At 73.2% G+C, this 25,204-nt stretch carries 19 protein-coding genes; 12 read left to right on the forward strand and 7 right to left on the reverse strand.

Going from position 1 to position 25,204, the window contains the following annotated elements; translation table 11 throughout:
* Positions 1-264 precede the first annotated feature (264 nt).
* Positions 265-1,356: a C40 family peptidase gene (locus tag AB0G52_RS29710; protein WP_361340514.1), complete on the forward strand. Its 1,092-nt coding sequence runs from the start codon at positions 265-267 to the stop codon at positions 1,354-1,356.
* A gap of 28 nt (positions 1,357-1,384) precedes the next feature.
* On the opposite strand, the gene AB0G52_RS29715 is transcribed toward AB0G52_RS29710, so the two are convergent.
* On the reverse strand, positions 1,385-2,443 hold the full coding sequence (locus AB0G52_RS29715) for an NAD-dependent epimerase/dehydratase family protein (RefSeq protein ID WP_361340356.1): 1,059 nt from the start codon (positions 2,441-2,443) through the stop codon (positions 1,385-1,387).
* Positions 2,444-2,721: 278 nt separating this feature from the next.
* Between AB0G52_RS29715 and AB0G52_RS29720 the strand changes: the two genes are divergently transcribed.
* The 5 genes from AB0G52_RS29720 to AB0G52_RS29740 all read left to right on the forward strand — a co-directional run bounded on the left by AB0G52_RS29720 (position 2,722) and on the right by AB0G52_RS29740 (position 7,096).
* Entirely contained in the window at positions 2,722-4,086 is a 1,365-nt protein-coding gene (locus AB0G52_RS29720) for an FAD-dependent oxidoreductase (protein ID WP_361340358.1), read from the forward strand.
* 166 nt (positions 4,087-4,252) lie between these two features.
* Positions 4,253-4,639, forward strand: a complete 387-nt coding sequence (locus tag AB0G52_RS29725; RefSeq protein WP_361340361.1) for a VOC family protein — start codon at positions 4,253-4,255, stop codon at positions 4,637-4,639.
* A 244-nt stretch (positions 4,640-4,883) separates the two neighbouring features.
* Positions 4,884-6,044, forward strand: a complete 1,161-nt coding sequence (locus tag AB0G52_RS29730; RefSeq protein WP_361340364.1) for a hypothetical protein — start codon at positions 4,884-4,886, stop codon at positions 6,042-6,044.
* A gap of 61 nt (positions 6,045-6,105) precedes the next feature.
* The gene (locus AB0G52_RS29735) at positions 6,106-6,387 is read left to right on the forward strand and encodes a YkvA family protein (protein ID WP_132893357.1); all 282 of its coding nucleotides are present in this window, start codon (positions 6,106-6,108) and stop codon (positions 6,385-6,387) included.
* A 22-nt stretch (positions 6,388-6,409) separates the two neighbouring features.
* The gene (locus AB0G52_RS29740; RefSeq protein WP_361340367.1) at positions 6,410-7,096 is read left to right on the forward strand and encodes a 2-phosphosulfolactate phosphatase; all 687 of its coding nucleotides are present in this window, start codon (positions 6,410-6,412) and stop codon (positions 7,094-7,096) included.
* Here AB0G52_RS29740 and AB0G52_RS29745 read toward each other — a convergent pair.
* The gene (locus AB0G52_RS29745) at positions 7,063-8,412 is read right to left on the reverse strand and encodes a hypothetical protein (protein ID WP_361340370.1); all 1,350 of its coding nucleotides are present in this window, start codon (positions 8,410-8,412) and stop codon (positions 7,063-7,065) included. The two genes, AB0G52_RS29740 and AB0G52_RS29745, sit on opposite strands and share 34 nt — an antisense overlap.
* Before the next feature lie 228 nt (positions 8,413-8,640).
* Between AB0G52_RS29745 and AB0G52_RS29750 the strand changes: the two genes are divergently transcribed.
* Positions 8,641-11,163, forward strand: a complete 2,523-nt coding sequence (locus AB0G52_RS29750) for a SpoIIE family protein phosphatase (RefSeq protein ID WP_132893361.1) — start codon at positions 8,641-8,643, stop codon at positions 11,161-11,163.
* A 102-nt stretch (positions 11,164-11,265) separates the two neighbouring features.
* Positions 11,266-13,989, forward strand: coding sequence for a SpoIIE family protein phosphatase (locus AB0G52_RS29755; RefSeq protein ID WP_132893362.1), 2,724 nt, complete (start codon positions 11,266-11,268; stop codon positions 13,987-13,989).
* 2 nt (positions 13,990-13,991) lie between these two features.
* On the opposite strand, the gene AB0G52_RS29760 is transcribed toward AB0G52_RS29755, so the two are convergent.
* Positions 13,992-15,836, reverse strand: coding sequence for a glycoside hydrolase family 15 protein (locus tag AB0G52_RS29760; protein WP_132893364.1), 1,845 nt, complete (start codon positions 15,834-15,836; stop codon positions 13,992-13,994).
* A gap of 168 nt (positions 15,837-16,004) precedes the next feature.
* Here AB0G52_RS29760 and AB0G52_RS29765 point away from each other — a divergent pair, with 168 nt between their 5' ends.
* Entirely contained in the window at positions 16,005-16,211 is a 207-nt protein-coding gene (locus AB0G52_RS29765; RefSeq protein WP_132893366.1) for a hypothetical protein, read from the forward strand.
* Between the two features lie 93 nt (positions 16,212-16,304).
* Positions 16,305-17,708, forward strand: a complete 1,404-nt coding sequence (gene sthA, locus AB0G52_RS29770; RefSeq protein WP_361340374.1) for a Si-specific NAD(P)(+) transhydrogenase — start codon at positions 16,305-16,307, stop codon at positions 17,706-17,708.
* Between the two features lie 15 nt (positions 17,709-17,723).
* Here the strand turns inward: sthA and AB0G52_RS29775 are convergent, their stop codons facing one another.
* The 3 genes from AB0G52_RS29775 to efeU all read right to left on the reverse strand — a co-directional run bounded on the left by AB0G52_RS29775 (position 17,724) and on the right by efeU (position 22,362).
* The gene (locus AB0G52_RS29775; RefSeq protein WP_207921907.1) at positions 17,724-18,884 is read right to left on the reverse strand and encodes a HoxN/HupN/NixA family nickel/cobalt transporter; all 1,161 of its coding nucleotides are present in this window, start codon (positions 18,882-18,884) and stop codon (positions 17,724-17,726) included.
* A gap of 137 nt (positions 18,885-19,021) precedes the next feature.
* Positions 19,022-20,293 (reverse strand): iron uptake transporter deferrochelatase/peroxidase subunit, encoded by a 1,272-nt coding sequence (efeB, locus tag AB0G52_RS29780; protein WP_361340376.1) that lies wholly within the window; start codon positions 20,291-20,293, stop codon positions 19,022-19,024.
* Positions 20,294-20,340: 47 nt separating this feature from the next.
* Positions 20,341-22,362: an iron uptake transporter permease EfeU gene (gene efeU, locus AB0G52_RS29785; protein WP_361340379.1), complete on the reverse strand. Its 2,022-nt coding sequence runs from the start codon at positions 22,360-22,362 to the stop codon at positions 20,341-20,343.
* A gap of 265 nt (positions 22,363-22,627) precedes the next feature.
* Between efeU and AB0G52_RS29790 the strand changes: the two genes are divergently transcribed.
* Both AB0G52_RS29790 and AB0G52_RS29795 read left to right on the forward strand, forming a co-directional pair.
* A complete protein-coding gene (locus AB0G52_RS29790; protein ID WP_132893373.1) occupies positions 22,628-23,287 on the forward strand; it encodes a DedA family protein in 660 nt (219 codons plus the stop codon).
* The gene (locus AB0G52_RS29795) at positions 23,284-23,985 is read left to right on the forward strand and encodes a phosphatase PAP2 family protein (RefSeq protein WP_132893375.1); all 702 of its coding nucleotides are present in this window, start codon (positions 23,284-23,286) and stop codon (positions 23,983-23,985) included. Before AB0G52_RS29790 ends, AB0G52_RS29795 begins: the two co-directional genes overlap by 4 nt.
* A 48-nt stretch (positions 23,986-24,033) precedes the next feature.
* On the opposite strand, the gene AB0G52_RS29800 is transcribed toward AB0G52_RS29795, so the two are convergent.
* A complete protein-coding gene (locus AB0G52_RS29800; RefSeq protein WP_132893377.1) occupies positions 24,034-24,987 on the reverse strand; it encodes a lysylphosphatidylglycerol synthase domain-containing protein in 954 nt (317 codons plus the stop codon).
* Between the last annotated feature and the right edge of the window lie 217 nt (positions 24,988-25,204).

Here is a 25,204-nt window from a genome sequence, read left to right on the forward strand (position 1 = left end):
GCCACGGACCCCCTGACCGACAGCAGCGGCTTCCGCGTCATGACCCCCGCCTCGAACCCGATGACGGACAGCGGCGGCTTCCGCGTCATGACCCCCGGCACCACCGACGCCACCCCCGCCACGGACCCCCTGACCGACAGCAGCGGCTTCCGCGTCATGACCCCCGCCTCGAACCCGATGACGGACAGCGGCGGCTTCCGCGTCATGACCCCCGGCACCACCCCCGCCACGGACCCCCTGACCGACAGCAGCGGCTTCCGTGTCATGACGCCGGGCGGTACGGGCACCTTCCCGATGCCGGGCACGGCCGCCGCGCCGTCCCCGGCGGACACCGGTTCCTTCCGCATCATGACGCCGGGCGCGACCGGCACCTTCCCGATGCCGTCCTCGGCCTCGACCGACTCGGGGGCCTTCCCGGCCGTCGCACCCGCACCCGTACCCGCTCCCGTCGCCGCACCCGCGCCCGCACCGATCGACACCGGCTCCTTCCAGGTCATGTCGCCCCAGGCGGCCGCCTATGCCGCCACCTACGCCACCGCGCCCGCCGCCGCCCCCGGGACGGGCTTCCCCACGGGTGGGTACGACGCCCCGGCCCAGGCCCCCACCGCGGTCATGCCCGCCATGCCCGCCTACCCGCCGGCCGGCCTCGGCACGGCCGCTGCCGCGTACGCCACCGCAATGCAGCCCGCGACCCCCGGCTACGCCCCCGCCGTGCCGATGACCCCGCCCCCCGCACCGCTGCCCACGCAGATGCCGATGCCGGTGCCGCTGCCGTCCGCTCCGATGCCCACGGCCTTGGCCGCGGCTCCGGTGGCGACGCCCCCTGCCGCGACGGCCACCGCACCCGTGACGATGGCCGCACCCGCCGTAGCGACGGCCACCGCACCCACGCCCGTCGTGCCCGCGCCCCCCATGGCGCCGGCCCCCGCCGTCCCGGTGGTCACCGCCCCGGCCCCGGCGCCCGCCTCCTTCCCCCAGGCCGTCGCCGTGGCCGAGCCCGGCAAGGCCATGAAGGCGCTGGAGTTCGCGCGGGCGCAGATCGGGCGGCCGTGTGTCTGGGGGGCGACCGGACCGGAGTCGTACGACTGCTCCAGCCTCACCCAGGCCGCCTGGCGGGCCGCGGGTGTCACGCTGCCGCGTACCGCGCCGGAGCAGACGCTGGCCGGCACCCCGGTGACGCTGGCCGCCGTCGAACCCGGTGACCTGGTCTTCTTCTTCGACAACGACAGCCACGTCGGAATCTACGCGGGTGGCGGCACGATGATCCACGCGCCGAGCCCGGGAGCGTCCATCCGCGAGGAGTCGATCTACAACGCCGGGGAGTCGGCGATCCACCGGGTGGTCCGCCCCGCGTAGCCGGGACGGACCCGGGCGTCGGAAGGCGTCAGACCCTCCGCCGCCGCGTGCGCCAGCTCTCGTGGTGGTCGAGGAGGGTCTCCTCGACCGGCCGGTAGACAAGGCCCAGTTCGTGGACGCTGCGGCTGTTGTCGACGCGGAAGCGGATGCCGAGGTGCTTGCGTATGTAGTCCTGGGTGAGGCCGAACAGCGGGCCGAGGACCCGCACCGGCCAGTGCGGGAGCGCGGTGCGTGGCAGCCGCAGGTCCCGGCGGTGGCGGGTGCGGATGATCCGGGACATCTCGAGGAACGACGTCATCGTCTCGTGGGCGACGATGTAACGGCCCTTGGCCGCGGGGTTCTCCGCCGCAGCGATGTGCGCGTCGGCCACGTCACGGACGTCCGCGGTGGTGAAACTGAAGTCCGGGGCGCCGTACCAGAAGTAGCCCTTGAACAGTTCGTCCAGCAGGAACAGGCTGCCGGACTCGGAGGCGGGCGCGAGGGACGGCCCCAGGACCAGGCCGGGGTTGACCGACACCATGCGCCAGCGGCCCTGGGCGGCCTCGGCGTCCCAGGCGGCGCGTTCGGCGACCGTCTTGGCGTAGTGGTACGGGTTGTCGGCCACCGTGCTGGTGGTGTTGAAGTACTGCTCCGTCAGCACCTGGCCGGGCATCTCGCGGACGTCGGCGTAGTCGCCGAAGATCGCGCCGACGGTGGAGGTGAACACCAGGGTCGTCACCTCGGGGGTACGGCCCACGCTCCCGAGCACGTTGCTGGTGCCGAGCAGTGCCGGGTCCACCACGTCCCGTCGGCCGTCCCTGATCCGCTCCGGCATCAGGAACGGCGAGGCCACGTGGAAGACGGTCGTGCAGCCGCGGAACGCCTCGTCGAAGGAGCCGTCCCGGAGCAGGTCGGCACGGAACAGGGCCAGTCGTCCGGGAAATGCCTCCTGGAGGTCCCACAGCGGCCGGACCTTCGCCGCGTCGGAGGTGCTGCGCACGGTCGCGTGGACCCGGTAACCCCGCTCCAGCAGCCGTCGTACCAGATGGCTGCCGACGAACCCGCTGCCGCCGGTCACCGCGACGGTCGTCTCCCCGCGTGCGTCCACGCCCTCACCCCTCGCCCTCCGACCCACCGCGCCTCGGTGCGCCGCAGAGGACAGGGTGGTGCATGGCGGGGGCGGCCGCCAAGCACCTGGGGGCACGGGTACCGTTCCCGCGCCGCCGTTCCCGGGCATAAGGCGGACCCGGGATGAGCCATAAGATCGCCTTATGAGGTCATAGACCGGACCCGCGTACTAACTTAGGACTGCCTTAGTTTAGGCTTCCCGTTCGAGATCGATCGTCCTCACTCGGTCGACCGCCACCGCTCGAAGGGAACCTGATCATGCCGCGCCCCCTGCGGGTAGCCATCGTCGGAGCCGGCCCGGCCGGGATCTACGCCGCCGACGCCCTGCTCAAGTCCGAGGTGGCCGCCGAGCCCGGCGTGTCCATCGACCTCTTCGAGCGGATGCCCGCCCCGTTCGGCCTGATCCGCTACGGCGTCGCCCCCGACCACCCGCGCATCAAGGGCATCATCACGGCCCTGCACCAGGTGCTCGACAAGCCGCAGATCCGCCTCTTCGGCAACGTGGACTACCCGTCCGACATCAGCCTCGACGACCTGCGCTCCTTCTACGACGCCGTGATCTTCTCGACCGGCGCGACCGCCGACCGCGAGCTGCGGATACCCGGCATCGACCTGGACGGCTCCTACGGCGCCGCCGACTTCGTCTCCTGGTACGACGGCCACCCGGACGTACCGCGCACCTGGCCGCTGGAGGCCGAGAAGGTCGCGGTCCTCGGCGTCGGCAACGTGGCCCTGGACGTCGCCCGCATCCTCGCGAAGACCGCCGACGAACTGCTGCCGACGGAGATCCCGCCGAACGTCTACGACGGCCTCAAGGCCAACAAGGCCCTCGAAGTCCACGTCTTCGGCCGCCGCGGCCCCGCGCAGGCGAAGTTCTCCCCGATGGAGCTGCGGGAGCTGGACCACTCCCCCACCATCGAGGTCATCGTCGACCCCGAGGACATCGACTACGACGAGGGCTCGATCGAGACCCGGCGCGGCAACAAGCAGGCCGACATGGTCGCCAAGACCCTGGAGAACTGGGCGATCCGCGACGTCGGCGACCGCCCCCACAAGCTCTTCCTGCACTTCTTCGAGTCCCCGGTGGAGATCCTCGGCGCGGACGGCAAGGTCACCGGACTGCGCACCGAGCGCACCGCCCTGGACGGCACCGGCAACGTGAAGGGCACCGGCGAGTTCAAGGACTGGGACGTCACCGCCGTCTACCGCGCCGTCGGCTATCTCTCCGACAAGCTGCCGAAGCTTCCCTGGGACATCGACTCGGGCACCGTCCCGGACGAGGGCGGCCGCGTCATCGAGGAGAGCGGCAACCACCTCCAGTCGACCTACGTCACCGGCTGGATCCGGCGCGGGCCGGTCGGTCTGATCGGCCACACCAAGGGCGACGCCAACGAGACGGTGGCCAACCTGCTGGCGGACTACGCCGACGGCCGGCTGCACACCCCTCAGGCACCCGCGCCGGAGGCCGTGGACGCCTTCCTCGCCGAGCGGAACGTCCGCTTCACCACCTGGGAGGGCTGGTACCGGCTGGACGCCGCCGAGCGGGCGCTGGGCGAGCCGCAGGGCCGTGAGCGCGTCAAGCTCGTCGAGCGCGAGGACATGCTCCGCGAGAGCGGCGCCTGACACACCGCCGGAGGGGCCGACGGCGACGCGCCGGCGACGGCGGCGCGTCGGCCCTCTCTCGCGGGCACCGGGAATGTCCTAGGATCATGCGCACGCATCGCGTGTCGGTCACCGGCCGGGTGAGGCATGGAGGTGCTGTGAGGTGCCTTGCGGAGGCATTCCACCCATGTCAGTCGAGTTGAACCACACCATCGTCCACGCCCGGGACAACCGGGAGTCCGCCGATTTCCTGGCACACGTCCTGGGACTCGAGGCGGGGACCGAGTGGGGCCCCTTCGTCCCCGTGGCCACCGGGAACGGGGTCACCCTGGACTTCGCCACCGTTCCGGCGGAGTCGATCGTCATGCAGCACTACGCGTTCCTGGTCTCCGACCCGGAGTTCGACGCGGCCCACGAGCGTATCCGGCGGGCCGGGATCACGTACTACGCGGACCCGCGTCTGCAACAGCCCGGAGAGATCAACCACCACCACGGGGGCCGGGGCCTCTACTTCATGGACCCGGCCGGACACGGCATGGAGATCATCACCCGGCCCTACGGCAGCCACAGCTAGAGAGCGACGGCTCGGTGAACGGGGCCCGCCCCTGAGCGGATGGACGGGCGGGCCCCGTTCGCCGCACCATTCTCCGGGGCCGCGCGGCCCGCGGGCACGGGTGAACGTGCGTCGTACGACGCACACGGCGCGCACCCCGGCTGCCGGGCGCACACCCCGTGCGCGGGCGGGCCCCGCCCTGTTTGACACGCTCCCCGGCGGTGATACTGGGAGGCGCACTCCCCTCCCGTCAGCAGATTGGCCCATGTCGAACTCCGCCACCGACCACGCCGCCCTTCCGCAGTCCGTCTGGCCCGCCCGCGGCCGCCACACGGGCCCGGACTCCGAGGAGGTGATCCGCCGGATCCTGCGCCTGCGCAAGGAGACCGGCGCCCTCGACGACTTCGCCGAACCCCCTGTGCCCGAGGATTCCGACCGGCGGCTCTTCGAAGCCCGCTGGCGGGTCGACGACGGCACGGTCACGGTCCGCGCCCGGCTCACGCTGGTGGCGCCCGAGGGCCGGCAGGCCGGGCGGGAGTGGCAGCTCGTCGCCGAGGCCGAGCGGCCCTGGGACGAGACCTGGCCCTCCCCTGCGACGATGTTCTGGCCCGACGGCGACGAGGCCGGCGACGGCGGCGAGGCCGCCTGGGACTACCACCCGGTGGTGGCGGGCCTGCGGCTGCGCACCGTCAACCCGCTGCCCGCCGACGACAAGGAGATGCGCCGGGTACTGCGCGACGCCGCGAAGGACGCCTGGTGCGTCAACCTCGTCGTGCACGAGGCGATGACGCCGGACACGCTCGGCCGCCTGCCCCTGGTCCGGCGCCTGCCGCCCGCCCTCGCCCACCGCGTCGTGGAACACCGGGCCGCGCCCGAGCAGTTCCGGGCCGTCAACTGGGCCCTGCGCGACCTCGGAGTGGAGGTACCGCGCGGTGGAGCCGTGCTGCTGCCGCCGGACCCCGCGCCGTCCGGTTACGACCCGCACGCGTACGCGGTGCGCAGCGTCTTCCTGGACGGCTCGGAACCGGCCGAACTGATCGCCCTCCTGGGCCGGTTCGCGGCACTGCCCCGGCCCGCGCCGCAGGGCACCGAGGAGGCGCTGGCCGACCTGCGCGACAACTGGACCCTGATGACGCTCCAGGAGCAGCTCGACCGCGAGCGGGAGCTCGTCGCGCAGTACGCACAGGCCCTGGAGGCCATGACGAGGTCACGGGACCTGTACCGGGAGTCGGCCGAACGCGCCCACGAGGCGCTGGCCGCCCTCCGGGACACCCCCGTCCCCGTCGCACCGGTGCCCCAACCCGCTTCGCCCCTGCAGCAGTTGACCCGCGCCTTCAAGGGGCTGCTCCCTCCGCGGGAGAGCCCGGAGCCGACCACGGTCACCGAGGGTGAATCCGGGAGGGCGGAGCAGCAGCCGGACCGGTAAACCGGGCAGACGGACCAGTGAGGGGCCCCGGGACGGACCGGGGCCGGACGACAGGACAGCCATGGACACCACCACGACCGTGCTCGTGATCTGCGCGATCGTCGCCGCGGCCCTGCTCGCCGGGGCGATCGCCGTGCTCGTACGGCTGGTCCGCACCCGGCGCGCGCTGCGCCGGGCCGGACTGCCGACCGGCTCGCGCTGGGTGTTCTGGGGCGCGGTCCTGTATCTGGTGCTGCCGACCGACCTGCTGCCCGACCCGATCTACCTGGACGACATCGGCGTCCTCCTGCTGGCCCTGCGCTCCATGCGCGCGGCCCTCCCCACGGAGCCCCCGGAACTCTGAACCCGCCGGGCATCATGGGGTGATGAGAAGCGCCTTCACCGGGATCCATGGTATTTCCGCGACGCCCGAGGTGGCCGTCGTCATCGACGTGATGCGGGCCTTCACGGTGGCCGCCGGGGCCTTCGCGCAGGGTGCGGAGCGGATCGTCTTCGCCGAAACCCTGGACGAGGCGCTGGAGTTGAAGGCACGGCACCCGGGCTGGCTGGCGTTCCAGGACGGGCCGGTGGTGCCGGGGTTCGACCTGGCCAACTCCCCGGCCCAACTGCGCTCACTGGACGTCGCGGGCCGCACGATCGTCCAGAAGACCACCGCCGGGACGACCGGGGCACTCGCGGCGGCCGGGGCCCGGCTGCTGCTGTGCGCGAGTTTCGTGGTCGCCGGGGCCACCGCCGCCGTGCTCCGGCGTGCACGGCCCCGGACGGTCACCTTCGTCGTCACGGGAGACGACGGGACGGCGGGCGAGGATCCGGCCTGTGCCGAGTACATCGCCGGATGCGTGAGTGACGCCGGTCTGACGCCGGACCCGTACGTGGCGCGGGCCCGGAACTCCCACGGGGCCGCGCGGCTTGCCGAGGGGGTGCGGCTCGGCTGGGAGGGCGTCCACCCCGAGGACGTATCGCTGTGCCTGGAGGCGGACGCCTACCCGTTCGCCATGGCCGCCGCCCGGGAGGACGGTCAGCTGGTGCTGCGGCCGGTGGCGCCGGGCTGACGCCGCGCGGTGCGACGCGTGCCGGCCAGCACCAGGACCAGCACGGTCAGGGCGGCGAGCGCGGCCGCCGCCGCGACGGTGCCCGGGAGCCACGACGGGACCGGTGTGCCGTACAGCGTCCCCGACAGCCGCCGGATCCCCAGCCGGGCGCCGAAGCGGGGGTCCAGCACCGGTCCGGCGGCGAGCACGGCGGCGCCGACGAACCCGGCCGAGGCCGCGGCCAGCCGAGACGCGGGGATCGTCAGCGCGAACGCGAGGAGCAGGCACAGCGCGGGCACGGCCGACGCGAGCGGTGGCGCCCCGCCCCACTGGCGCGGGGCGTGCGCCACCCCGCACAGCACGAACACCAGCGCGGCGGCCCACGCGGTGCGCCCACCCGCGACGGACGGGACGGCCGCCCCCGAACGCCCGGCCCCCTCGGAGGACGCCGACGACGCCGACGATTCCGACGAGGCGGCACGTTCGGTCGACCCGGCGGACGCGTCGGGCGCCAGGGACCCGGGCCGTCCGCCGGCCCCGATCGTCGCCCCGGCCGCCGCGCAACCCTCCGGCGCGCCCGCGGGCGATGCCGTCGGCGCGGACCACCCGTCCGGCTCGCCCGCACCGGACGCCGCGCGATCCGGCACCCCCGACAGCCCGTCCCGCTCGGACGCCCCCGTCCGCGGGGGCTCGGCCGACGCGCACCACGAGGTCAGGGAGGTCAACGAGGCCGTCGCAGGCGCGGCACCGGTCCGCGCGGCCGACCCGAGCGGGGCCGGGGTCCGTGCGGCGCGCGCGGTCGCCAGCCGGCCGATGAGCCGGGCCACGTCCTCCACCGGGCGGCCGACTCCGACCGCGCGCACTGCGGCCCGGCCGCAGTGCGGCTCCAGCGGCCCGCGGTGCAGGAGTTCCACCAGCCGGGACACCTCGTCCAGGGGACGGCATTCGGCGGCGGCCCGGATCGCCTCCTCGGCGCGATCGGCCAGCCGGGGCTCACCGGTGAGCAGGGTCACGAGCCGCGTGACCTCGTCGACGGAGCGGTTGCGGCCGACCGCGCGCAGCACGTCGCCGGTGAGCTCGGCGTGGGCGGGGTCGCCCTCCAGGAGGGTGACCAGCTGGACGACGTCCTCCAGCGGACGGTCGGTGACGACCGTACGGAGCAGGCCTTCGAGCGGGTCGTCCTGGCGGACCGCGGACTCGGGCGGGTCGGTGCGGACCTCCGCCGGGGGCGGTGCGGGCGGGATCGCCGGGTCGTCGGGTGGGGTGTCGACGCCGGGTGCGAGTATCCGGGGTATCGCCGGGTCGGGCGGGCTGCAGGGCGAAGAACGGGTGATCATGCTCGGCTCCAGGGGGGTGTGGCCGTACCTGGCACCCCACGTACGGCACGGCGCGTCATGGGGCCATTACCAGGGGCGCGTCCGGGCTCCGCCACCCGGGTGGGGCATCGGTGTGAGGACACCGGGGACCGCTCGCCGGTTCCCGGTCACGAAGGTGCGTGCGAAGGCCGGGGTGGCGCATTCTTGCTGTGTCACCCACCCGGCGGTGCACGGACGAGGTAGGACCCGATGACTGGTCCCGGTGAGCACGTGGTCCGGGCGCGTGAGCGGCTGACCGCGCTGCTGGTCGAGGCCTCGACCAGCGCTCTGGGCGCGGCGGGCGGCCACGTCGCCGGGGTGTACCTGCGCTCCGGCACCCCGGGGCTGCTGCGCCTCGCCACCCTGGTGGGCCTGCCCGGCCCGCTGTTCCGGCCCTGGTGGCGGCTGCACGTGGACCGGCCGTTCCCGGTGGCGGACGCCTACCGCCTCGGGGTGCGGGTGGTGCTGCCGAACGCCACCGAGACGGTCCGCCGCTACCCCCAGTTCGCGGCCGGGCTGCCGTTCCAGTTCGGCTCGCTGTACACGCCGGTGCCCGGTGCGTCGCCTGCTTTCGGGGTGCTCACGGTGCTGCGGCCGGCCACCCCGGACACGGTGGACGGACTGCCGGACCCGGACCTGCTGTGCCAGGTCGCCCGGCGGCTGGGGGCGGGGCTGCGCGAGCTGGTGGCGGAGGCGGGCGCGGCGGCGGTCGCCTGGGAGGGCGAGCCGGTGTGCGTACGGCCGCCCGCCCGGCGCCCGCAGACGGTCCGGACGGGCCGTTTCACCTGGGATCCGGCCACCTCCGCGGTGCGCGCGGACGACCGGCTGCACGCCCTGCTGGGTGTGGCGCCGGAGGACTTCGCGGGCACCGGGGCCGCGCTGGCCGAGGCGGTGGCGCCGGCCGACGCCCCGCAGGTGCTGGCCGCGCTGCGCGAGACCGCGGCCGGAAGGCCGCCGGAGTCGCCGCTGCGGCTGCGGGCCGGGGACGGCGCCCCGCGCCTGGTGGAGCTGTGGCCGCCGCCCGGCGCGGACCCCCGGTCCCTGGTCTCCGGCACCGTCGTCGACCTGGGGCCCGCCGCGTCCGGCGACGGAGCGGCCGATCCGCTGCCGCAGGGCGTGTTCTGCCTGGACCGCGCGGGGCTCGTCCGGTACGCCAACCGGGCCGCCGCGCGGCTCGCGGGCCGGACGGTCGCCGAGCTGCTGGGGCGGCCGGTGTGGGAGGCCATGCCGTGGCTGAGCGGGCCGGCGTACGACGATCACTGGCGCGGTGCGCTGCTCGCCCCCGACCCGGTGCACTTCCAGGTCCGTCACGAAGAGGCGGGCGAGGACGGGTGGCTCGCCCTGTCCCTGCATCCGGGCCCGGACCTGGTCACCTGCACGGTCGTCCCCGCCAACCGGCTCGATCCGGCGGTGCACCTGCCCCGGCCGCCCGAACCGGGCACGGGGAGCGGGCCCGGCCGGGCCGGCGGGCCCTCGATGGCCCCGCTGTACCGGCCGATCGCCCTGGCCATCGCGCTGACCGACGCGGTGACCGCCCGTCAGGTGTCGGCGGTGGTGACCCAGGAGCTGCTGCCCGCGTTCGGCGGCCGGCGGCTCGCCATCTACCTGCTCCAGGACCGGCACCTCTACCTGGCCTGGGAGAACGGCTTCCCGCCCGGCTTCCTCGCCCCCTTCGACGGGGTCGGTCTGGACGCCCGGATCCCCGGGGTCGAGACCCTGACCACCGGCAGGCCGCTGTTCTTCGAGTCGATGCGGAAACTCGCGGACACCTATCCGGGTCTCGCGCTGGACGCCGACCGGGGCGCCCGCGCCTTCCTGCCGCTGATCGCCTCCGGGCGCCCGGTCGGCTCGTGCATCCTCGGCTTCGACGACGAGCGCGGCTTCAGCACCGAGGAACGCACCGTCCTGATGGCGCTCGCGGGCCTCATCGCGCACGCGATGGAGAAGGCCCAGCGCTACGACACCGAGGCCGCCCTCGCCCGCGGCCTCCAGCAGGCGCTGCTGCCGCGCCGGCTGTCGGCGCACCCCTGGGTGGAGACCGCGGGACGGTATCTGCCGGGTACCCAGGGCATGGACGTGGGCGGTGACTGGTACGACGTGGTGGAGGCCGGTGACGGACTGGCCCTGGTCATCGGGGACGTCCAGGGGCACGGCGTGCAGGCCGCCGCGACCATGGGGCAACTGCGCAGCGCGGTGAGGGCGTTCGCGCTCGGCGACCGGCCGCCCGACGAGGTGATGAGCTGCACCAACCGGTTGCTCATCGATCTCGACCCGGGCCAGTTCGCGAGCTGCTGCTACCTGCGTCTGGACCCCGCCACCGGGTTCGCCCGGGTCGCCAGGGCCGGGCATCTGCCGCCCCTGCTGCGTGCCCCGGACGGCCGCACCGACGTCCTGCAGCTCGCCGGGGGTGTCGTGCTCGGTGTGGATCCGCGGGCCCGGTACCCGGTGACCGAGCTGGAGCTGGCGCCCGGCGCGATCCTCGCCCTGTACACGGACGGGCTGGTGGAGCGGCCCGGCGCCGACATCGACGACGGAATATCGGCGCTGCGGGTGGCTCTGGGGAGTGCCGGGGCGGTGCCCGGGCGGCGGAAGGGGCGGTACCTCGCCGGAGTGGCGGACCGGCTCACCGCCATGGCCCGGCACGCCACGGACCGACCGGACGACGTGGCCCTCCTCCTCGCCACCCGCCGCCCCCCACACCAAGCCGCCGACCCGCCCCGGGCCCCGTACTGAGCGGCGCGGGCCGGGTTCGGCCGGGGGGCGGCACGGCATCGGGCGCGGTTGCCTCCCAAGACCCTCTCGCCTCACGGGGCCGGGCAGTGTAGACATGGGCTCATGGTCCGTCTGCCCGGCCGGTCCGACACTCGGCCGCCCCGTTCCGGGAGTCCGCGTGCGCCGCTCAGCGAGGGGGAGCAGGGAGTGAGGGAGCCGGGGCGGGTCCGGTCGGCGCTCAGCGGGCGCAGTGTGGCCGGACAGGTGTTCCTGCTCCAGGTGGTGATCGTGCTGCTGCTGGTCGCGGCGGCCGTGGTGACCCAGGTCCTCCAGGTGCGGCACGACAGCAGCACGGAGGCCCGCAACCGGTCGCTGGCCGTCGCCCAGACCTTCGCCAACGCGCCGGGGACGGCGGCGGCGCTGCGGCTGCCGCACCCCACGACCGTGCTCCAGCCGAAGGCGGAGGCGGCCCGCAAGGCGACGGGCGTGGACTTCATCGTCGTCATGAACACCGACGGCATCCGGTACACACATCCCAAACCGGACCGGATCGGCAAGAGGTTCGTCGGGGAGATCGGACCCGCGGTGGCCGGCGGGACCGTCACCCAGGAGGTCCACGGCACCATCGGGGAGCTGGTGCAGGCCGTGGTGCCGGTCAGGGACCCGGCCGGCAAGGTGGTGGGGCTGGTGTCGGCCGGCATCACCACCGCGCACGTCGGCGGCGCCGCCGAACAGCAGCTGACGCTGCTGCTGACCGCGGCCGGTGTCGCCCTCGCGCTGGCGCTGGCGGGGACGGCGCTGGTCGGCCGCCGCCTGCTGCGTCAGACGCACGGCCTCGGCCCGAACGAGATGACCCGCATGTACGAGCACCACGACGCGGTGCTGCACTCGGTGCGGGAGGGGGTGCTGATCGTCGGCGGCGACGGCCGGCTGATGCTCGCCAACGACGAGGCGCAGCGCCTGCTGGACCTGCCCGCGGACGCCGAGCGCCGGCGTGTCGTGGACATCGGCCTGGACGGCGACACGGCGGAGCTGATCGCCTCGGGACGGGTCGCCACCGACGAGGTGCACCTGGTCAAGGACCGGCTGCTGGCCGTCAACCAGCGCCCGATCGAGGTGCGCGGCGGGCCACCGGGCAGCGTCACCACGTTGCGCGACTCCACCGAGCTGCGCGCCCTGTCCGGCCGCGCCGAGGTGGCCCGGGAACGCCTGAACATGCTGTACGACGCCGGAGTGGGCATCGGCACCAGCCTGGACGTCACCCGGACCGCGGAGGAGCTCGCGGAGCTGGCGGTACCGCGGTTCGCGGACTACGCCATCGTCGACCTGTACGACGCCGTGCTCAAGGGCGAGGAGCCGAAGCCGGGGGACGCGCTGCGCCGGGTGGCGCTCACCGGCGTCCGCAAGGACGCCCCGCTGTACCCGGTCGGCGAGCGGTTCCGGTTCGTGCCGTCCTCACCGCAGGCGCGCAGTCTGCAGACCGGCGACTCGGTGGTCGAGCGGAGGCTGCGGGAGGCGCCGGGCTGGCGGGCCCAGGACGAGGAGCTGACCGGCCGGATCCTGGAGTTCGGCATCCATTCGCTGATCAGCGTGCCGCTGCGGGCCGGGAACCTGGTGCTGGGGCTGGCCATCTTCTGCCGTTCGGAGAAGCCCGCGCCGTTCGACGACGAGGACCTGGCCCTCGCCGAGGAGCTGGTGGCCCGCGCGGCCGTCTCGATCGACAACGCCCGCCGGTACACCCGCGAGCACAGCATGGCGGTCACCCTCCAGCGCAGTCTGCTGCCGCGCAGCCTGCCGGAGCAGAGCGCCCTGGACATCGCCTACCGCTATCTGCCGGCGCAGGCGGGGGTGGGCGGCGACTGGTTCGACGTGCTCCCGCTGTCCGGGGCCCGGGTGGCGCTGGTGGTCGGGGACGTCGTGGGACACGGGCTGCACGCGGCGGCGACCATGGGGCGGCTGCGCACCGCCGTGCACAACTTCACCGCCCTCGATCTCCAGCCGGACGAACTGCTCGGGCTGCTCGACGAGTTGGTGAGCCGCATCGACCAGGACGAGGCGCCCTCGGAGAGTGCGGCCACCATCACCGGGGCCACCTGCCTGTACGCGATCTACGACCCGGTCTCCCGGCGCTGCACGGTGGCCCGGGCCGGTCATCCGCCGCCGGCGCTGGTGCGGCCCGACGGCAGCGTGGAGTTCCCGGACGTGCCGGCCGGTCCCCCGTTGGGGGTCGGCGGGCTGCCCTTCGAGACGGCCGAGCTGGAGCTGCCCCCGGGCAGCAGACTGGTGCTGTACACCGACGGACTGGTGGAGGACCGGCAGCGGGACATCGACGAGGGCCTCGACCTGCTCGCCGGCGCCCTGGAGTCGGCGGCCGACGGCACGCCCGAGGAGACCTGTGCGGCCGTTCTGGAGCGGCTGCCGGCCCGCCCCAGCGACGACGTGGCGCTGCTCGTGGCCCGCACCAGGGCGCTCGGCCCGGACCGGATCGCCGAGTGGCAGGTGCCCGCGGATCCGGCGGCCGTCTCCGAGGTGCGGTCCGAGGTGACCCGCCGGCTGTCGCAGTGGGGCCTGGACGAGCTGTCGTTCACCACCGAGCTGATCCTCAGCGAACTGGTCACCAACGCCATCCGCTACGGCCGCGCCCCCATCGGGGTACGGCTGCTGCGCGACCGGACGCTGATCTGCGAGGTGTCCGACGCCAGCACCACCTCCCCGCACCTGCGGTACGCGGCGAGCACCGACGAGGGCGGCCGGGGGCTGTTCCTGGTGGCGCAGATCGCCGAGCGCTGGGGCACCCGCTACACGCCGGCCGGGAAGGTCATCTGGGCCGAGCAGCCGGTGCCCTGACGTCAGCCCAGGGCGCGGTCGAGGTTGAAGGCGGCGCTGATCAGGGCGAGGTGGGTGAACGCCTGCGGGAAGTTGCCCTGTTGCTCGCCGGTGCGGCCGATCTCCTCGGCGTACAGGCCGAGATGGTTGGCGTAGGTGAGCATCTTCTCGAAGGCGAGCCGGGCCTCGTCCACGCGTCCGGCGCGCACCATGGCCTCGACGTACCAGAACGAGCAGATGGAGAAGGTGCCCTCGTCGCCGCGCAGGCCGTCGGGGCTGGCCTGCGGGTCGTAGCGGTAGACGAGGGAGTCGGAGACCAGGTCCTCGGTGAGGGCGTCCAGGGTGGACAGCCACTTGGGGTCGGTCGGGGCGATGAACTTGGCCAGGGGCATCATGAGCAGCGAGGCGTCCAGCACCTCCCCGCCCTCGTGCTGGACGAAGGCGCCGCGCCGGTCGGACCAGCCGCGGTCCATGATCCGCCGGTAGATCGTGTCGCGGGACTGCCGCCAGCGGGGCAGGTCGGCGGGCAGGCCCCGGCGGTTGGCGAGGCGCATCGCCCGCTCGATGGCCACCCAGCACATGAGCCGCGAGTAGAGGAAGTCCTTGCGGCCGCCGCGGGTCTCCCAGATGCCCTCGTCGGGCTGGTCCCAGTGCTCGCAGACCCAGTCGACGAGGCGGGTGACGTCGTCCCACTGGGCGCTGGAGACGGGCTGCGCCCACTTGTCGTAGAGGTAGATCGAGTCGATGAGGGCGCCGTAGATGTCCAGCTGGAGCTGGCCGGCCGCGGCGTTGCCGACCCGGACCGGGGCGGAGCCGCGGTGGCCCTCCAGGTGCGTCAGCTCGCGTTCGCCCAGGTCGGCGCGGCCGTCGATGCCGTACATGATCTGCAGCGGGCCGGAGGCGAAGCCGTCGCCCGGGCTGATGTAGGTGGTGACGAATCCCATGAAGGCCTCGGCCTCGCTGCTGAAGCCGAGCCGCAGCAGCGCGTACACGGCGAAGGCGGCGTCGCGGATCCACACGTAGCGGTAGTCCCAGTTGCGTTCGCCGCCGAGCTGCTCGGGGAGGCTGGTGGTGGGGGCGGCGACGATGGCGCCGGTGGGGGCGTAGGTGAGCAGTTTGAGGGTGAGGGCCGAGCGGTGCACCATCTCGCGCCAGCGGCCGCGGTAACGGGACTGGTGCAGCCAGCTCCGCCAGTAGCGGACGGTGGTCTCGAACTGGCGCTGGGCCTCGATGCGGGCGCAACCGCGCGGGGCGATGTGCTCGCCGGCCTGGTCGAGGGCGAAGACGGCGGTCTCGCCCTCGGCGAGCTTGAAGTCGGCGTGGGCGTCGGGGCCGTCGCTCTCCAGGGCCACCGTGGAGGTGAGCGCCAGGGACATCTCCGGCGACTCGAAGACGGCGGTGTCGCCGCGCATGCGCAGGGTGTGCGGCCGGGCGCCGTAGTCGAAGCGGGGGGCCACCCGGACCCGGAAGGGCACGGTGCCGCGGACGCACACCACCCGGCGGATCAGCCGGTGCCGCTCGCACTCCGTGGGCTCGGCCGACTCGCCCGTCACCGGCATGAAGTCCTGGACCTCGCCCACCCCCTCGTCGGTGTAGAACCGGGTGATCAGCACATTGGTGTCGGGGAAGTAGAACTGCTTGGTCCGGGCGGGCACGGCCGCGGCCAGCGCGAAGAAGCCGCCGCGCTCGGCGTCCAGGATCGCGGCGAAGACGCTCGGCGAGTCGAAGGAGGGGGTGCAGTACCAGTCGATCGTGCCGTTGCTGCCGACCAGGGCCACGCTGCGCAGGTCGCCGATCAGTCCGTGTTCGGCGATCGGCAGGTAGCGGGGGCTTCCGGGGGCATTCTCGTAGAACGGCTGCTCGACCATCGTGGCGGCCTCCCCGAAACGGGTGTACGGTCACGTACCAGCTTAAAAGGGATGCGTTCCGTTCCGCACCGGCTGTCCGGCCGGGCCGGCCCCGGATCCGCTCGGGATGCGGGGCGCGGCCGGGCGGGCAATCGTGAGAATGTGCACCCGCTCCGTGAAGGAGGGATCATGTCGACCTCAGAATCCGAAGCGTCCTGGTCGTCCGAGGACCGCGCGACCCCGGACTCCGTGCTGCACAGCGCCCCCGGCACCGGGGTGGCACCGGAGGACGTGGTACTGGCCTCGGGCCGGGACGTCACCCCGGCCACCCTCGAATGGGCCAGGAAGAAGCTGGAGCGCGAGGGCCCGAACTGCATCGAGCGCCTGCTGCCCTGAGTACGGCAACCACCCTGGTCCGCATGGGATTTCATGCGGAGGTTGCCGGTTCACCCTTTCGAAGCGGGGGCGCCTGCTGACAGACTCCGCAAGGTGCCAGACTTCGACATGCTCGTCATCGGATCCGGTCCCGGCGGTCAGAAGGCCGCCATCGCCGCGGCCAAGCTCGGCCGCCGGGTGGCCGTGGTCGACAGCCCCGAGATGGTCGGCGGTGTGTCCATCCACACCGGCACCATCCCCTCCAAGACCCTGCGCGAGGCGGTCCTCTACCTGACCGGACTCACCCAGCGCGACCTGTACGGCCAGAGCTACCGGCTGAAGGAGGAGATCACCGTCGCCGACCTGACCGCGCGCACCCAGCACGTGGTCGGCCGCGAGGTGGACGTCATCCGCAACCAGCTCTCGCGCAACCACGTCACCCTCTGCTCCGGAACCGGCCGGTTCCGGGACCCGCACACCGTCGCCGTGGACGAACCGGGCGGGGACGAGCGGCTGTTGACCGCAGAGCACATCGTCATCGCCACCGGCACCCGGCCGGCCCGCCCGGACAGCGTCGAGTTCGACGGCCGCACCATCATGGACTCGGACAACGTGCTGTCGCTGGAGCGGGTGCCGCGCTCCATGGTCATCGTGGGCGCCGGCGTGATCGGCATGGAGTACGCCTCGATGTTCGCGGCGCTCGGCAGCAAGGTCACCGTGGTCGAGAAGCGTGCGGCCATGCTCGACATGTGCGACGTCGAGGTCGTCGAGTCGCTGAAGTACCACCTCAGGGACCTGGCCGTGACCTTCCGCTTCGGCGAGACGGTCGCCGCCGTCGAGCGGCACCCCCGGGGCACGCTGACCGTGCTGGAGAGCGGCAAGAAGATACCGGCGGACACGGTGATGTACTCGGCGGGCCGGCAGGGCCTGACCGATGAACTCGACCTGGACAAAGCGGGATTGTCGGCGGACCCGCGCGGCCGGATCAAGGTCGACGAGCACTTCCGCACCGAGGTGCCGCACATCTACGCCGTCGGGGACGTCATCGGTTTCCCGGCGCTCGCCGCGACCTCGATGGAACAGGGCCGGGTCGCCGCCTACCACGCCTTCGGGGAGCCGGTCGGGGAGATGGACCACCTCCAGCCGATCGGGATCTACACCATCCCGGAGATCAGCTTCGTGGGCCGCACCGAGGACCAGCTCACCGAGGACTGCGTGCCCTTCGAGGTCGGGGTGGCCCGCTACCGGGAACTGGCCCGGGGGCAGATCATCGGCGACTCGCACGGCATGCTCAAGCTGCTGGTCTCCCCCGAGGACCGGCGGCTGCTCGGTGTGCACTGCTTCGGCACCGGAGCGACAGAACTGATCCACATCGGCCAGTCGGTGATGGGCTGCGGCGGCACGGTCGACTACCTGGTGGACGCGGTGTTCAACTATCCGACGCTCGCGGAGTCGTACAAGGTCGCCGCCCTGGACGCCACCAACAAGCTGCGCCAGCTCGACCGGCTGGAGGACTGACGCCCGCAGGGGGCTTCAGCCCTCGGGCTGCTCGGCGGGCCGGGCGAGGCCCGTCGTCCACTTCTCCTCGATCCGGCCGGCCTTCCAGATCAGGAGGGCGACCGCCCAGGTGGCGAAGAAGAGTCCGACGATGACGAAGCCCACCGTGTTGAGGTCGAGCCCGGCGATCCAGTCCCAGAAGAAGCCGTGCAGGTCCAGCTTCTCGGCGAGCAGGCCGAGGAGTTCGACGGTGCCGATGATGAGGGCGACGGCGACGGACAGACCGGTGATGGTGAGGTTGTAGTAGACCTTGCGGACCGGCTTGGAGAACGCCCACTCGTAGGCGAAGTTCATGAACGAGCCGTCGATGGTGTCGAGCAGCGACATGCCGGCCGCGAACAGCACCGGCAGCGTGAGGATGGCGTACCAGGGCAGCCCGGACGCGGCCCCGGAGCCGGCCAGGACCAGCAGGGCGATCTCGGTGGCGGTGTCGAAGCCGAGGCCGAACAGCAGACCCAGCGGGTACATCTGCCAGGGCTTGGTGATCGAGCCGGTGACCCGGCCGAGGAAGCGGTTCATGAGACCGCGGTTGTTGAGCTGGGTCTCCAGGGCGGCCTCGTCGTAGGCGCCGGAGCGCATCTGGCGGAAGACCTTCCAGATGCCGGCCAGGATGACCAGGTTGATGCCGGCGATGAGGTAGAGGAAGGTGCCGGAGACCGTCGTGCCGATCAGGCCGGTCACCTCGTGGAGGTGCGAGCCGTCGTCCCGGACCGGTCCCGCCAGGGTCTTCATGCCGAGCGAGAGCAGCAGGGCCAGACCGAAGACGATGCTGGAGTGGCCGAGGGAGAACCAGAAGCCGACGGACAGCGGGCGCTGCCCCTCACCCATCAGCTTGCGGGTGGTGTTGTCGATCGCCGCGATGTGGTCGGCGTCGAAGGCGTGCCGCATACCGAGCGTGTACGCGGTGATGCCGATGCCGATCCCGAAGGACTCCTTGCCGACGCTGAAGTGCTGCGGCGCGATGATCCCGACCAGGGTGCCCCAGCCGATGACGTGCAGCGCGAGCACGAACCCCGCCATCCCGCCGACCCTGGTCCACTCCTGTCGTGTCATGGAACCGCGGACACGGCGCCAGGCCGAGGGCTTGGTCTCGGCCTGGGCGGGGAGGGACGGAGCGGAACCAGGGGCGGCCGTCATCGGGGGGTGGCATCCTTCGGTCGAGTACGGGCAGCTGCTGTCGACAGCCTGGTGCCATCTTCCCGTACTTGCAAATCGTTCGCACTAGAGCCGATTAAAGGCCTTTCCCATGAGCGAGCAAAGAAGGAGTAAAGAGCTCAGGCGGACAGCAGCCCGCTGCCCAGCCAGTCCTTGGGGTTCCGGACGCCGGGCAGGGCGAAGAAGTAGCCGCCGCCGGTCGGGGAGATGTAGTCGACGAGGGGCTCGTCGACGAGCCGGGTCTGGGTGGCCTCGAACTGGCGCCTGACGTCCTGGTTGTAGCAGCAGAAGACCAGACCCATGTCGAGGTTGCCGACGCTGTCGATCCCCCGGTCGTAGTTGTAGCCACGGCGCAGGATGCGGGTGTTGTCGGTCTCCGCGGTGCGCGGGTTGGCCAGCCGGATGTGGGCGTCCAGCGGGATGGCGTTGCCCTTGGGGTCCTTGGCGTAGTTGGGGATGTCGGTCTCCTCGGCGCCGTCGAGCGGGGCGCCGGTGTCCTTGCGGCGGCCGAACATCAGCTCCTGCTCGTTGAGCGAGACCCGGTCCCAGAACTCCACGAGCATCCGGATGATCCGGATCACCTGGTAGCTGCCACCGGCGGTCCAGGCGGGTTCGCCCTGGCCGTCGCCGACCCAGATCAGCCGGTCGGTCTCACGGGCGGAGCGCACGTCCGGGTTGGCGATGCCGTCCTTGAAGCCGAGCAGGTTGCGCTGGGCGCCGGCCGGCCGCGGAGCGTTCTGGAAGCCGTCGATGCGCCACTTGATCTGCATGGCACCACGGGTGTGCCGCGCGATGTCCCGCAGGGCGTGCAGCACGGTGTCCTGGCTGTCGGCGCAGATCTGCAACGAGAGGTCGCCGTGGCACTCGGCGGCGTTCAGGTTGTCGTTCGGGAAGGTCCGCATCGGCGTCAGCCGGGCCGGCTTCGCCTTCGCCAGGCCGTAGCGGTCGTCGAACAGGGAGGCGCCGACACCGACGGTGACGGTCAGCGCGTCGGAGGGGACGTCCGGGCCGAGGATGCCGTTGTCGGAGGGCGGCGCGCCGACACCGAGGTCCTCCGGGGTGCCGCCGGAGGTGAGGAAACGGGCCCGCTCGGTGATCGTCTTCAGCAGCTCGGCGAGTTCCTGCCGGCTGTCGGCGATGACGTCGAACGAGACGAAGGTGGCGGCGGCCGGGGCCGGGGTGAGGATGCCGGCCTGGTGGGCGCCGTGGAAGGGGATCCTGGTGCCGCTCGTCGCGTCGGCGGCCTGCGCCTGCGCCGTGCCGCCGGCCTGGCCGAGCGCGATGCCGCCGCCGGCCAGCACCGCGCCCGCGGCCCCGGCGCCCAGCGCCGTGCGCACGAAGGAACGGCGGCCCGCGCCCATCGGGCAGGACGGGGTGTCGGCAGCGGACATCGGAGGGTTCCCTTCGTCGTACGGGTGCTGGTGCTGTGCGCGGTTCATCAGGCGGACTTCCTGATCTCCAGGAGGTCCGGCACCGGGGCGAGGTCCTCCAGGAGCTGGCCGGTGGCTCCGCTGACCCGCTGCCGGGTGACGGTGTCGAGCTTCTCGACCGGGGTCCAGGCGGTTCCCCGGTGCTCGGCGTCCAGGAGCTTCTGCAGCCGGTCGACGTCCGCGTCGACGGTCGGCAGCAGCTTCGGCGCCCGGGTGGTCAGCAGCGGCGTGAGGACGGTGAGCAGCTCGCGGGTGCCGGCCAGGTTGGCGTTCGCGGTGGCGAGGTTGGTGCCGCTGCCCTCGTCGGTGTCGGCGGTCAGCTCGAACTGGAGGGTGTTCTCCAGGATCTCGTGGGCGCGCAGCGGCAGGTCGCCCGGGTCGAAGTCCTGCGTGGGGAACGCCTTCTGGAGTCCGGCGGCGGCCGCGGCGAGCGCCTGGGCGGGGGCCTTCAGCCGCGCCGCCGGCTGCCCGTGCCACAGCCCGTACTCGATCCGGTGGAACCCGGCGAAGCCCTGGTCGTCGACGCCGCCCGGGAGGCCGTCGGCGCGGCCGTTGATCTTCTTGTCGAAGTCCTCGAAGGTGCCGTAGGCGGCGCCGAGGGAGGAATAGGTGAGGTGGGCGGTGAGCCAGTCGGTGCGGGCCCGGTCGAGGTGGCCGCCCTCGATGTCGGCGTCGAGCGTGCGGGTCCCCGCCACGAGGGTGGCGAGGCCCTGCTCGACGTACGCCTTGTACGCCTTCAGCGGGGCGGCGAGGTCGCTCTCGGACACCGGTACGACCGCCTTGGCGCCGCTTCCGTGGCCGCTGACGGTGACCGGCCTGGAGGTGACGGCGCGGCCGCCGGAGGGGACGCAGCGCCAGGCGTAGGTGCCGCCGGCGACGGTGGCGACCAGGGCGCGGGTGGTGCCGGGGGCGAGGCCCTCGATCTCGCCGTACACCGCGTTGGTGCTCGGGTCGATCAGGTACACCTCGGAGGTCTTGTCGCCGGTGTTCTGCATCCGGAAGGTCCGGCGGCCGGGATCGGGTGCCGTGAAGCCCTTGCCGCACTCGGTCTCGGAGACGGCGACGGTCTGGCCGCCGCCGGGCTTGGGCCGGGCGACGGCGACGACGAGACCGGCGACCACCGCGGGCACGGCCACCACGGCGACGGGCAGCACCCAGGCGGGCCGTCGCCGCGGCGCCGGGGCGCCGGCCGGCGGTGCGGCGGCGGGCTTCGGGGCCGCCGCGCGTACTCCGCGGACGAACAGGGTCATCACGACCGCGAGGTAACCGGCGTACCCGGCCACCTGGAGCCAGGTCATGGTCGGCGTGATGTTGAGGACGCCCTGGAGGAGGGTGCTGTACCAGGAGCCCGCGTCGACGCTGCCGCTGAGGTCGAGTGCGTACGCCGTGCTCCCCGGGAACACCCCGCCCTCCTGGAGGTCCCGCAGTCCGTAGCCGAGGACGCCGGCGGCGATGACGATGAGGACCACGCCCGTACAGGTGAAGAACTTCGTCAGGTTGATCCGCAGGACGCGCCGGTACAGACCCCAGCACAGGCCCGCCGCCAGGACGAGGCCGATCCCGGCGCCGGCCAGCGGCCCCGCGGACTCCCCGGCCGCCTGCGCGGTGGTCCACAGGAACAGCGCGGTCTCCAGGCCCTCGCGGCCGACGGCGAGGAACGAGGTGACCACCAGGACGCCCGAGCCCATGGCGAGCGCCCCGGTCACCTTCTCCTTGATCTCCCCGGAGAGGCTCCGGGCGGAGCGGCGCATCCAGAAGACCATCGCGGTGACGAAGGCGACGGCGATCACACTCAGGGTGCCGCCGAAGGCCTCCTGCGCGGTCTCGGACAGCGACGCGGCGGTGAAGGTGAGCACCGCGCCGAAGCTCATCGCCAGCGCGATCGCGGCGAGGACACCGGTCCACACCTGCGGCAGCCGGTTCCTGGCCCCGGCCCGCACCAGGGTGGCGACGAGGATGGAGACGATCAGCCCGGCCTCAAGGCCTTCCCTCAGACCGATCAGAAAACTCGGAAACGCGTCGTCCCACATCCGCCGCAGCCCTCCCCGGCAGGCCCGTCCCCGCCCCGTGGCTCGAACTTAGTGAAGGCATGCCTTACTTCCGCTGACCATGATGACTACAGCCATGTAGTCAATCGGTCACGAAAAGGCAATGGTGCGGCAAAAGCCGGGACCCGCCGGGACACGGCACGCAGGGGACACGGCCTCCCGGACGAACCCGGCGAGCCCGCTCATCGACTACAGTTCGACAGAACGTCTACAGATGTGTAGTCGAGCGATGAGAGGGCGCGTGCCGATGACCACTCCCCCGCACCTGCCGGTGTCGCAGCTCGCCGTCAACGTACTGGACGCGCACTCGCTGCTGGCCGCGTTCGGCGTGCTGGGTGTCGGCGTGGTGATGTTCGCCGAGACGGGGCTGCTGATCGGCTTCTTCCTGCCGGGCGACTCGCTCCTGTTCACCGCGGGCCTGCTCTGCACCGGCACCTCCGGCCAGGGCCTCAAGCTCTCCCTGCCCGCCCTGCTGGTCGCGGCGGCGGTGGGGGCGCTGGCGGGCTCGCAGACCGGGTACCTGCTGGGCCGCAGAGCCGGCGGCGCACTGCTGGCGAGAAGCAGTTCGGTACGGCTGCACGAGGGAGCCAGGCGCACCGAGGAACTGCTGGAGCGCTACGGCCACGCGAAGGCGATCGTGCTGGCACGCTTCGTGCCGGTGGTGCGCACGGTGCTGAACCCGCTGGCCGGGGCCCTCGGGGTGCCGGTGCGCACCTTCACCCTCTGGCAGGCCGCCGGCGGCCTGGTCTGGAGCCTCGGCCTGCCGCTCGCGGGGTACGCGCTGGGCTCCTCGATCCCGAACGTGGACCGGTACCTGCTGCCGATCATCGCCGTGATCGTGGCCGTTTCGCTGATCCCCCTCGCGGCCGAGGTGCTGCGGTCCCGCAGGGCCGCGCGGGAGTCATGAACCGCAGGCGCGTCGCGGAGTTCGCCGGGAGCGCGGGGCTCGGCGCCTGGGTGGCGTTCGGGTTGCTGGCGCTGCTCGTGAGCGGCCGGCACGGCGCCCCGCTCGCTCTGGACCGGACCCTGCACGCCTGGTCGCTCGGGCACCGTCCGGACGTCGCGGTGGCCGTGGCCCGGGGCATCACCATGACCGGCACCGGCGTCGTCCCGTACGCCCTCGTCGTGCTGGCCGGAGTACTGGCGGGCCGCGGGCGGCGCGGTCGGGCGGGCGCCGTGCTCCTGGGCGTCCTGTGTCTCGCCCTGGGGCAGGCGCTCCGCTACGGCGTGATGGACCTGGTCGCCCGGCCCCGGCCGCCGGAGCAGGACTGGGAGACCCTGGCCTCCGGCTGGTCGTTCCCGTCCGGCCACAGCACCACCTCCGCGATCACCGCCGGCCTGCTCCTGCTGGCCCTGGCCGTCCGGATCCCGCACGGCGGATGGATCTGGCGGGCGGCCGTCGCCTGCTGGGGGGTCGCCGTCGGACTGACCCGGGTGTTCCTGGGGGTGCACTGGTTCACCGACGTGCTCGGCGGCTGGCTGTTCGCCGTCGGCTGGCTCGGGGTGTGCGGGTGCCTGGCGGCCACGTGGCTCCCGGCCGCCTGGCTGCCGCCGGGCCCCGGGGACGGCGCCGACGCACCGGACCGGCCGGTCACCACCGGCTGAGGCCCCACCCACCGCGATGCCGCGGGCCGCCGGGGAACGCCCGCAGGGTCACAGCGCCCGGCGCCGGACCAGCACGCCGAGCACCAGCAGCCCCGGCACCAGCGGGAGCCACACCGTCAGCAGCCGGTAGCCGAGCACGGCGGAGGTGGCCGCGGCGGCCGGGGTGCCCGATGCGGTGAGGGCGAGAGCGAGGGCGGCGTCCAGCGAGCCGAGGCCGCCCGGGGTGGGCAGCAGCGCGGCGGCGCCGCTGGCGGCGAGGTAGAGCAGCATCACCCGGGCCGGGGACAGCGGCAGTTCGATCGCCTGGGCGACCGCGATCAGCACCAGCGAGTGCAGTGCGGCGAAGACCAGGGAGCCGCCCCACAGGGCCGCCGCGCGGGCCGGGTTGGCGTGCACCGCCCGGATGTCGCCCGCCACGGTCACCACCGCGGCCCGGCACGGCGGCCACCACCGGGTGCGCAGCAGGACCCCGGCCACGGTGGCCACGCCCCCGCAGCCGGCCAGGAACAGGACCGGCGGGACGTGCGGGACACGCAGCAGGCCCGGGCAGGCGGGGGCGAGCGCGGCGATGAGGACGAGGCGGACCACGGCCCCGGCGGTGGCCTTGACGGCGAGGGCGGACGCGCCACGGCCGGCCGGGAGCCCGCAGCGCATCAGGAAGCGCAGGTTGACGGCGCCCGCGCCGAGTCCGGCGGGCAGCACGTGGTTGGCGGCCGAGGCGGCGAACTGGGCGGCGACCAGCCGCCGTCCGGGCAGCCGCTCGGCGACCGCCCCCTGCTGGGCGAGCGCCGAGGAGGCCCAGGTCCCGACCGCGGCCGTGGCCGCCACCAGGAGCCAGCCCTGGTCGGCGACGGCCAGCCGCCCGGCTCCGTGCTGAACGGTGGGCCAGTGCCGCCGGACCAGATAGAGGCCGCCCAGCAGCAGGGTGAGACACAGGCCGCTCTGCCAGTAGTGCAACGGCCTGCGGACCGCGACGGGGCCGGTTCCCGGCGGCGCGCTCATGATCCCGCCGGCGGTGCGGCGTACGCGCTCACGGCCATCGGTGCATCCACCCCTCTTCCCTGCACACCGTAGGGCCAAAAACCCTACAACGTGTAGGGCTGACCACGGCCTCAGGAACACGCATGGACAAACACTGCCAAACCAACCCGGTTTCGCGGCGCTCACCGCGCCGCTGCGCCCACCCGGACTGCGGCCCTACACCCTGTAAGGTTGAGCC

Origin of the sequence: Streptomyces sp. NPDC021562, from assembly GCF_040640875.1 — a bacterium.
In the GTDB taxonomy this organism is placed as follows: domain Bacteria; phylum Actinomycetota; class Actinomycetes; order Streptomycetales; family Streptomycetaceae; genus Streptomyces.

What these genes read in the sequence shown, in the direction of transcription:
- AB0G52_RS29765 (WP_132893366.1), top strand. Translation starts at nt 16,005, where the DNA reads ATGTCGACCTCAGAATCCGAAGCGTCCTGGTCGTCCGAGGACCGCGCG.
- AB0G52_RS29740 (WP_361340367.1), top strand. Translation starts at nt 6,410, where the DNA reads ATGAGAAGCGCCTTCACCGGGATCCATGGTATTTCCGCGACGCCCGAG.
- efeB (WP_361340376.1), bottom strand. Translation starts at nt 20,293, where the DNA reads ATGTCCGCTGCCGACACCCCGTCCTGCCCGATGGGCGCGGGCCGCCGT.
- AB0G52_RS29745 (WP_361340370.1), bottom strand. Translation starts at nt 8,412, where the DNA reads ATGATCACCCGTTCTTCGCCCTGCAGCCCGCCCGACCCGGCGATACCC.
- AB0G52_RS29720 (WP_361340358.1), top strand. Translation starts at nt 2,722, where the DNA reads ATGCCGCGCCCCCTGCGGGTAGCCATCGTCGGAGCCGGCCCGGCCGGG.
- AB0G52_RS29775 (WP_207921907.1), bottom strand. Translation starts at nt 18,884, where the DNA reads ATGACGGCCGCCCCTGGTTCCGCTCCGTCCCTCCCCGCCCAGGCCGAG.
- AB0G52_RS29800 (WP_132893377.1), bottom strand. Translation starts at nt 24,987, where the DNA reads ATGAGCGCGCCGCCGGGAACCGGCCCCGTCGCGGTCCGCAGGCCGTTG.
- AB0G52_RS29735 (WP_132893357.1), top strand. Translation starts at nt 6,106, where the DNA reads ATGGACACCACCACGACCGTGCTCGTGATCTGCGCGATCGTCGCCGCG.
- AB0G52_RS29790 (WP_132893373.1), top strand. Translation starts at nt 22,628, where the DNA reads ATGACCACTCCCCCGCACCTGCCGGTGTCGCAGCTCGCCGTCAACGTA.
- AB0G52_RS29795 (WP_132893375.1), top strand. Translation starts at nt 23,284, where the DNA reads ATGAACCGCAGGCGCGTCGCGGAGTTCGCCGGGAGCGCGGGGCTCGGC.
- efeU (WP_361340379.1), bottom strand. Translation starts at nt 22,362, where the DNA reads ATGTGGGACGACGCGTTTCCGAGTTTTCTGATCGGTCTGAGGGAAGGC.
- AB0G52_RS29750 (WP_132893361.1), top strand. Translation starts at nt 8,641, where the DNA reads ATGACTGGTCCCGGTGAGCACGTGGTCCGGGCGCGTGAGCGGCTGACC.
- AB0G52_RS29725 (WP_361340361.1), top strand. Translation starts at nt 4,253, where the DNA reads ATGTCAGTCGAGTTGAACCACACCATCGTCCACGCCCGGGACAACCGG.
- AB0G52_RS29755 (WP_132893362.1), top strand. Translation starts at nt 11,266, where the DNA reads ATGGTCCGTCTGCCCGGCCGGTCCGACACTCGGCCGCCCCGTTCCGGG.
- AB0G52_RS29730 (WP_361340364.1), top strand. Translation starts at nt 4,884, where the DNA reads ATGTCGAACTCCGCCACCGACCACGCCGCCCTTCCGCAGTCCGTCTGG.
- AB0G52_RS29710 (WP_361340514.1), top strand. Translation starts at nt 265, where the DNA reads ATGACGCCGGGCGGTACGGGCACCTTCCCGATGCCGGGCACGGCCGCC.
- AB0G52_RS29760 (WP_132893364.1), bottom strand. Translation starts at nt 15,836, where the DNA reads ATGGTCGAGCAGCCGTTCTACGAGAATGCCCCCGGAAGCCCCCGCTAC.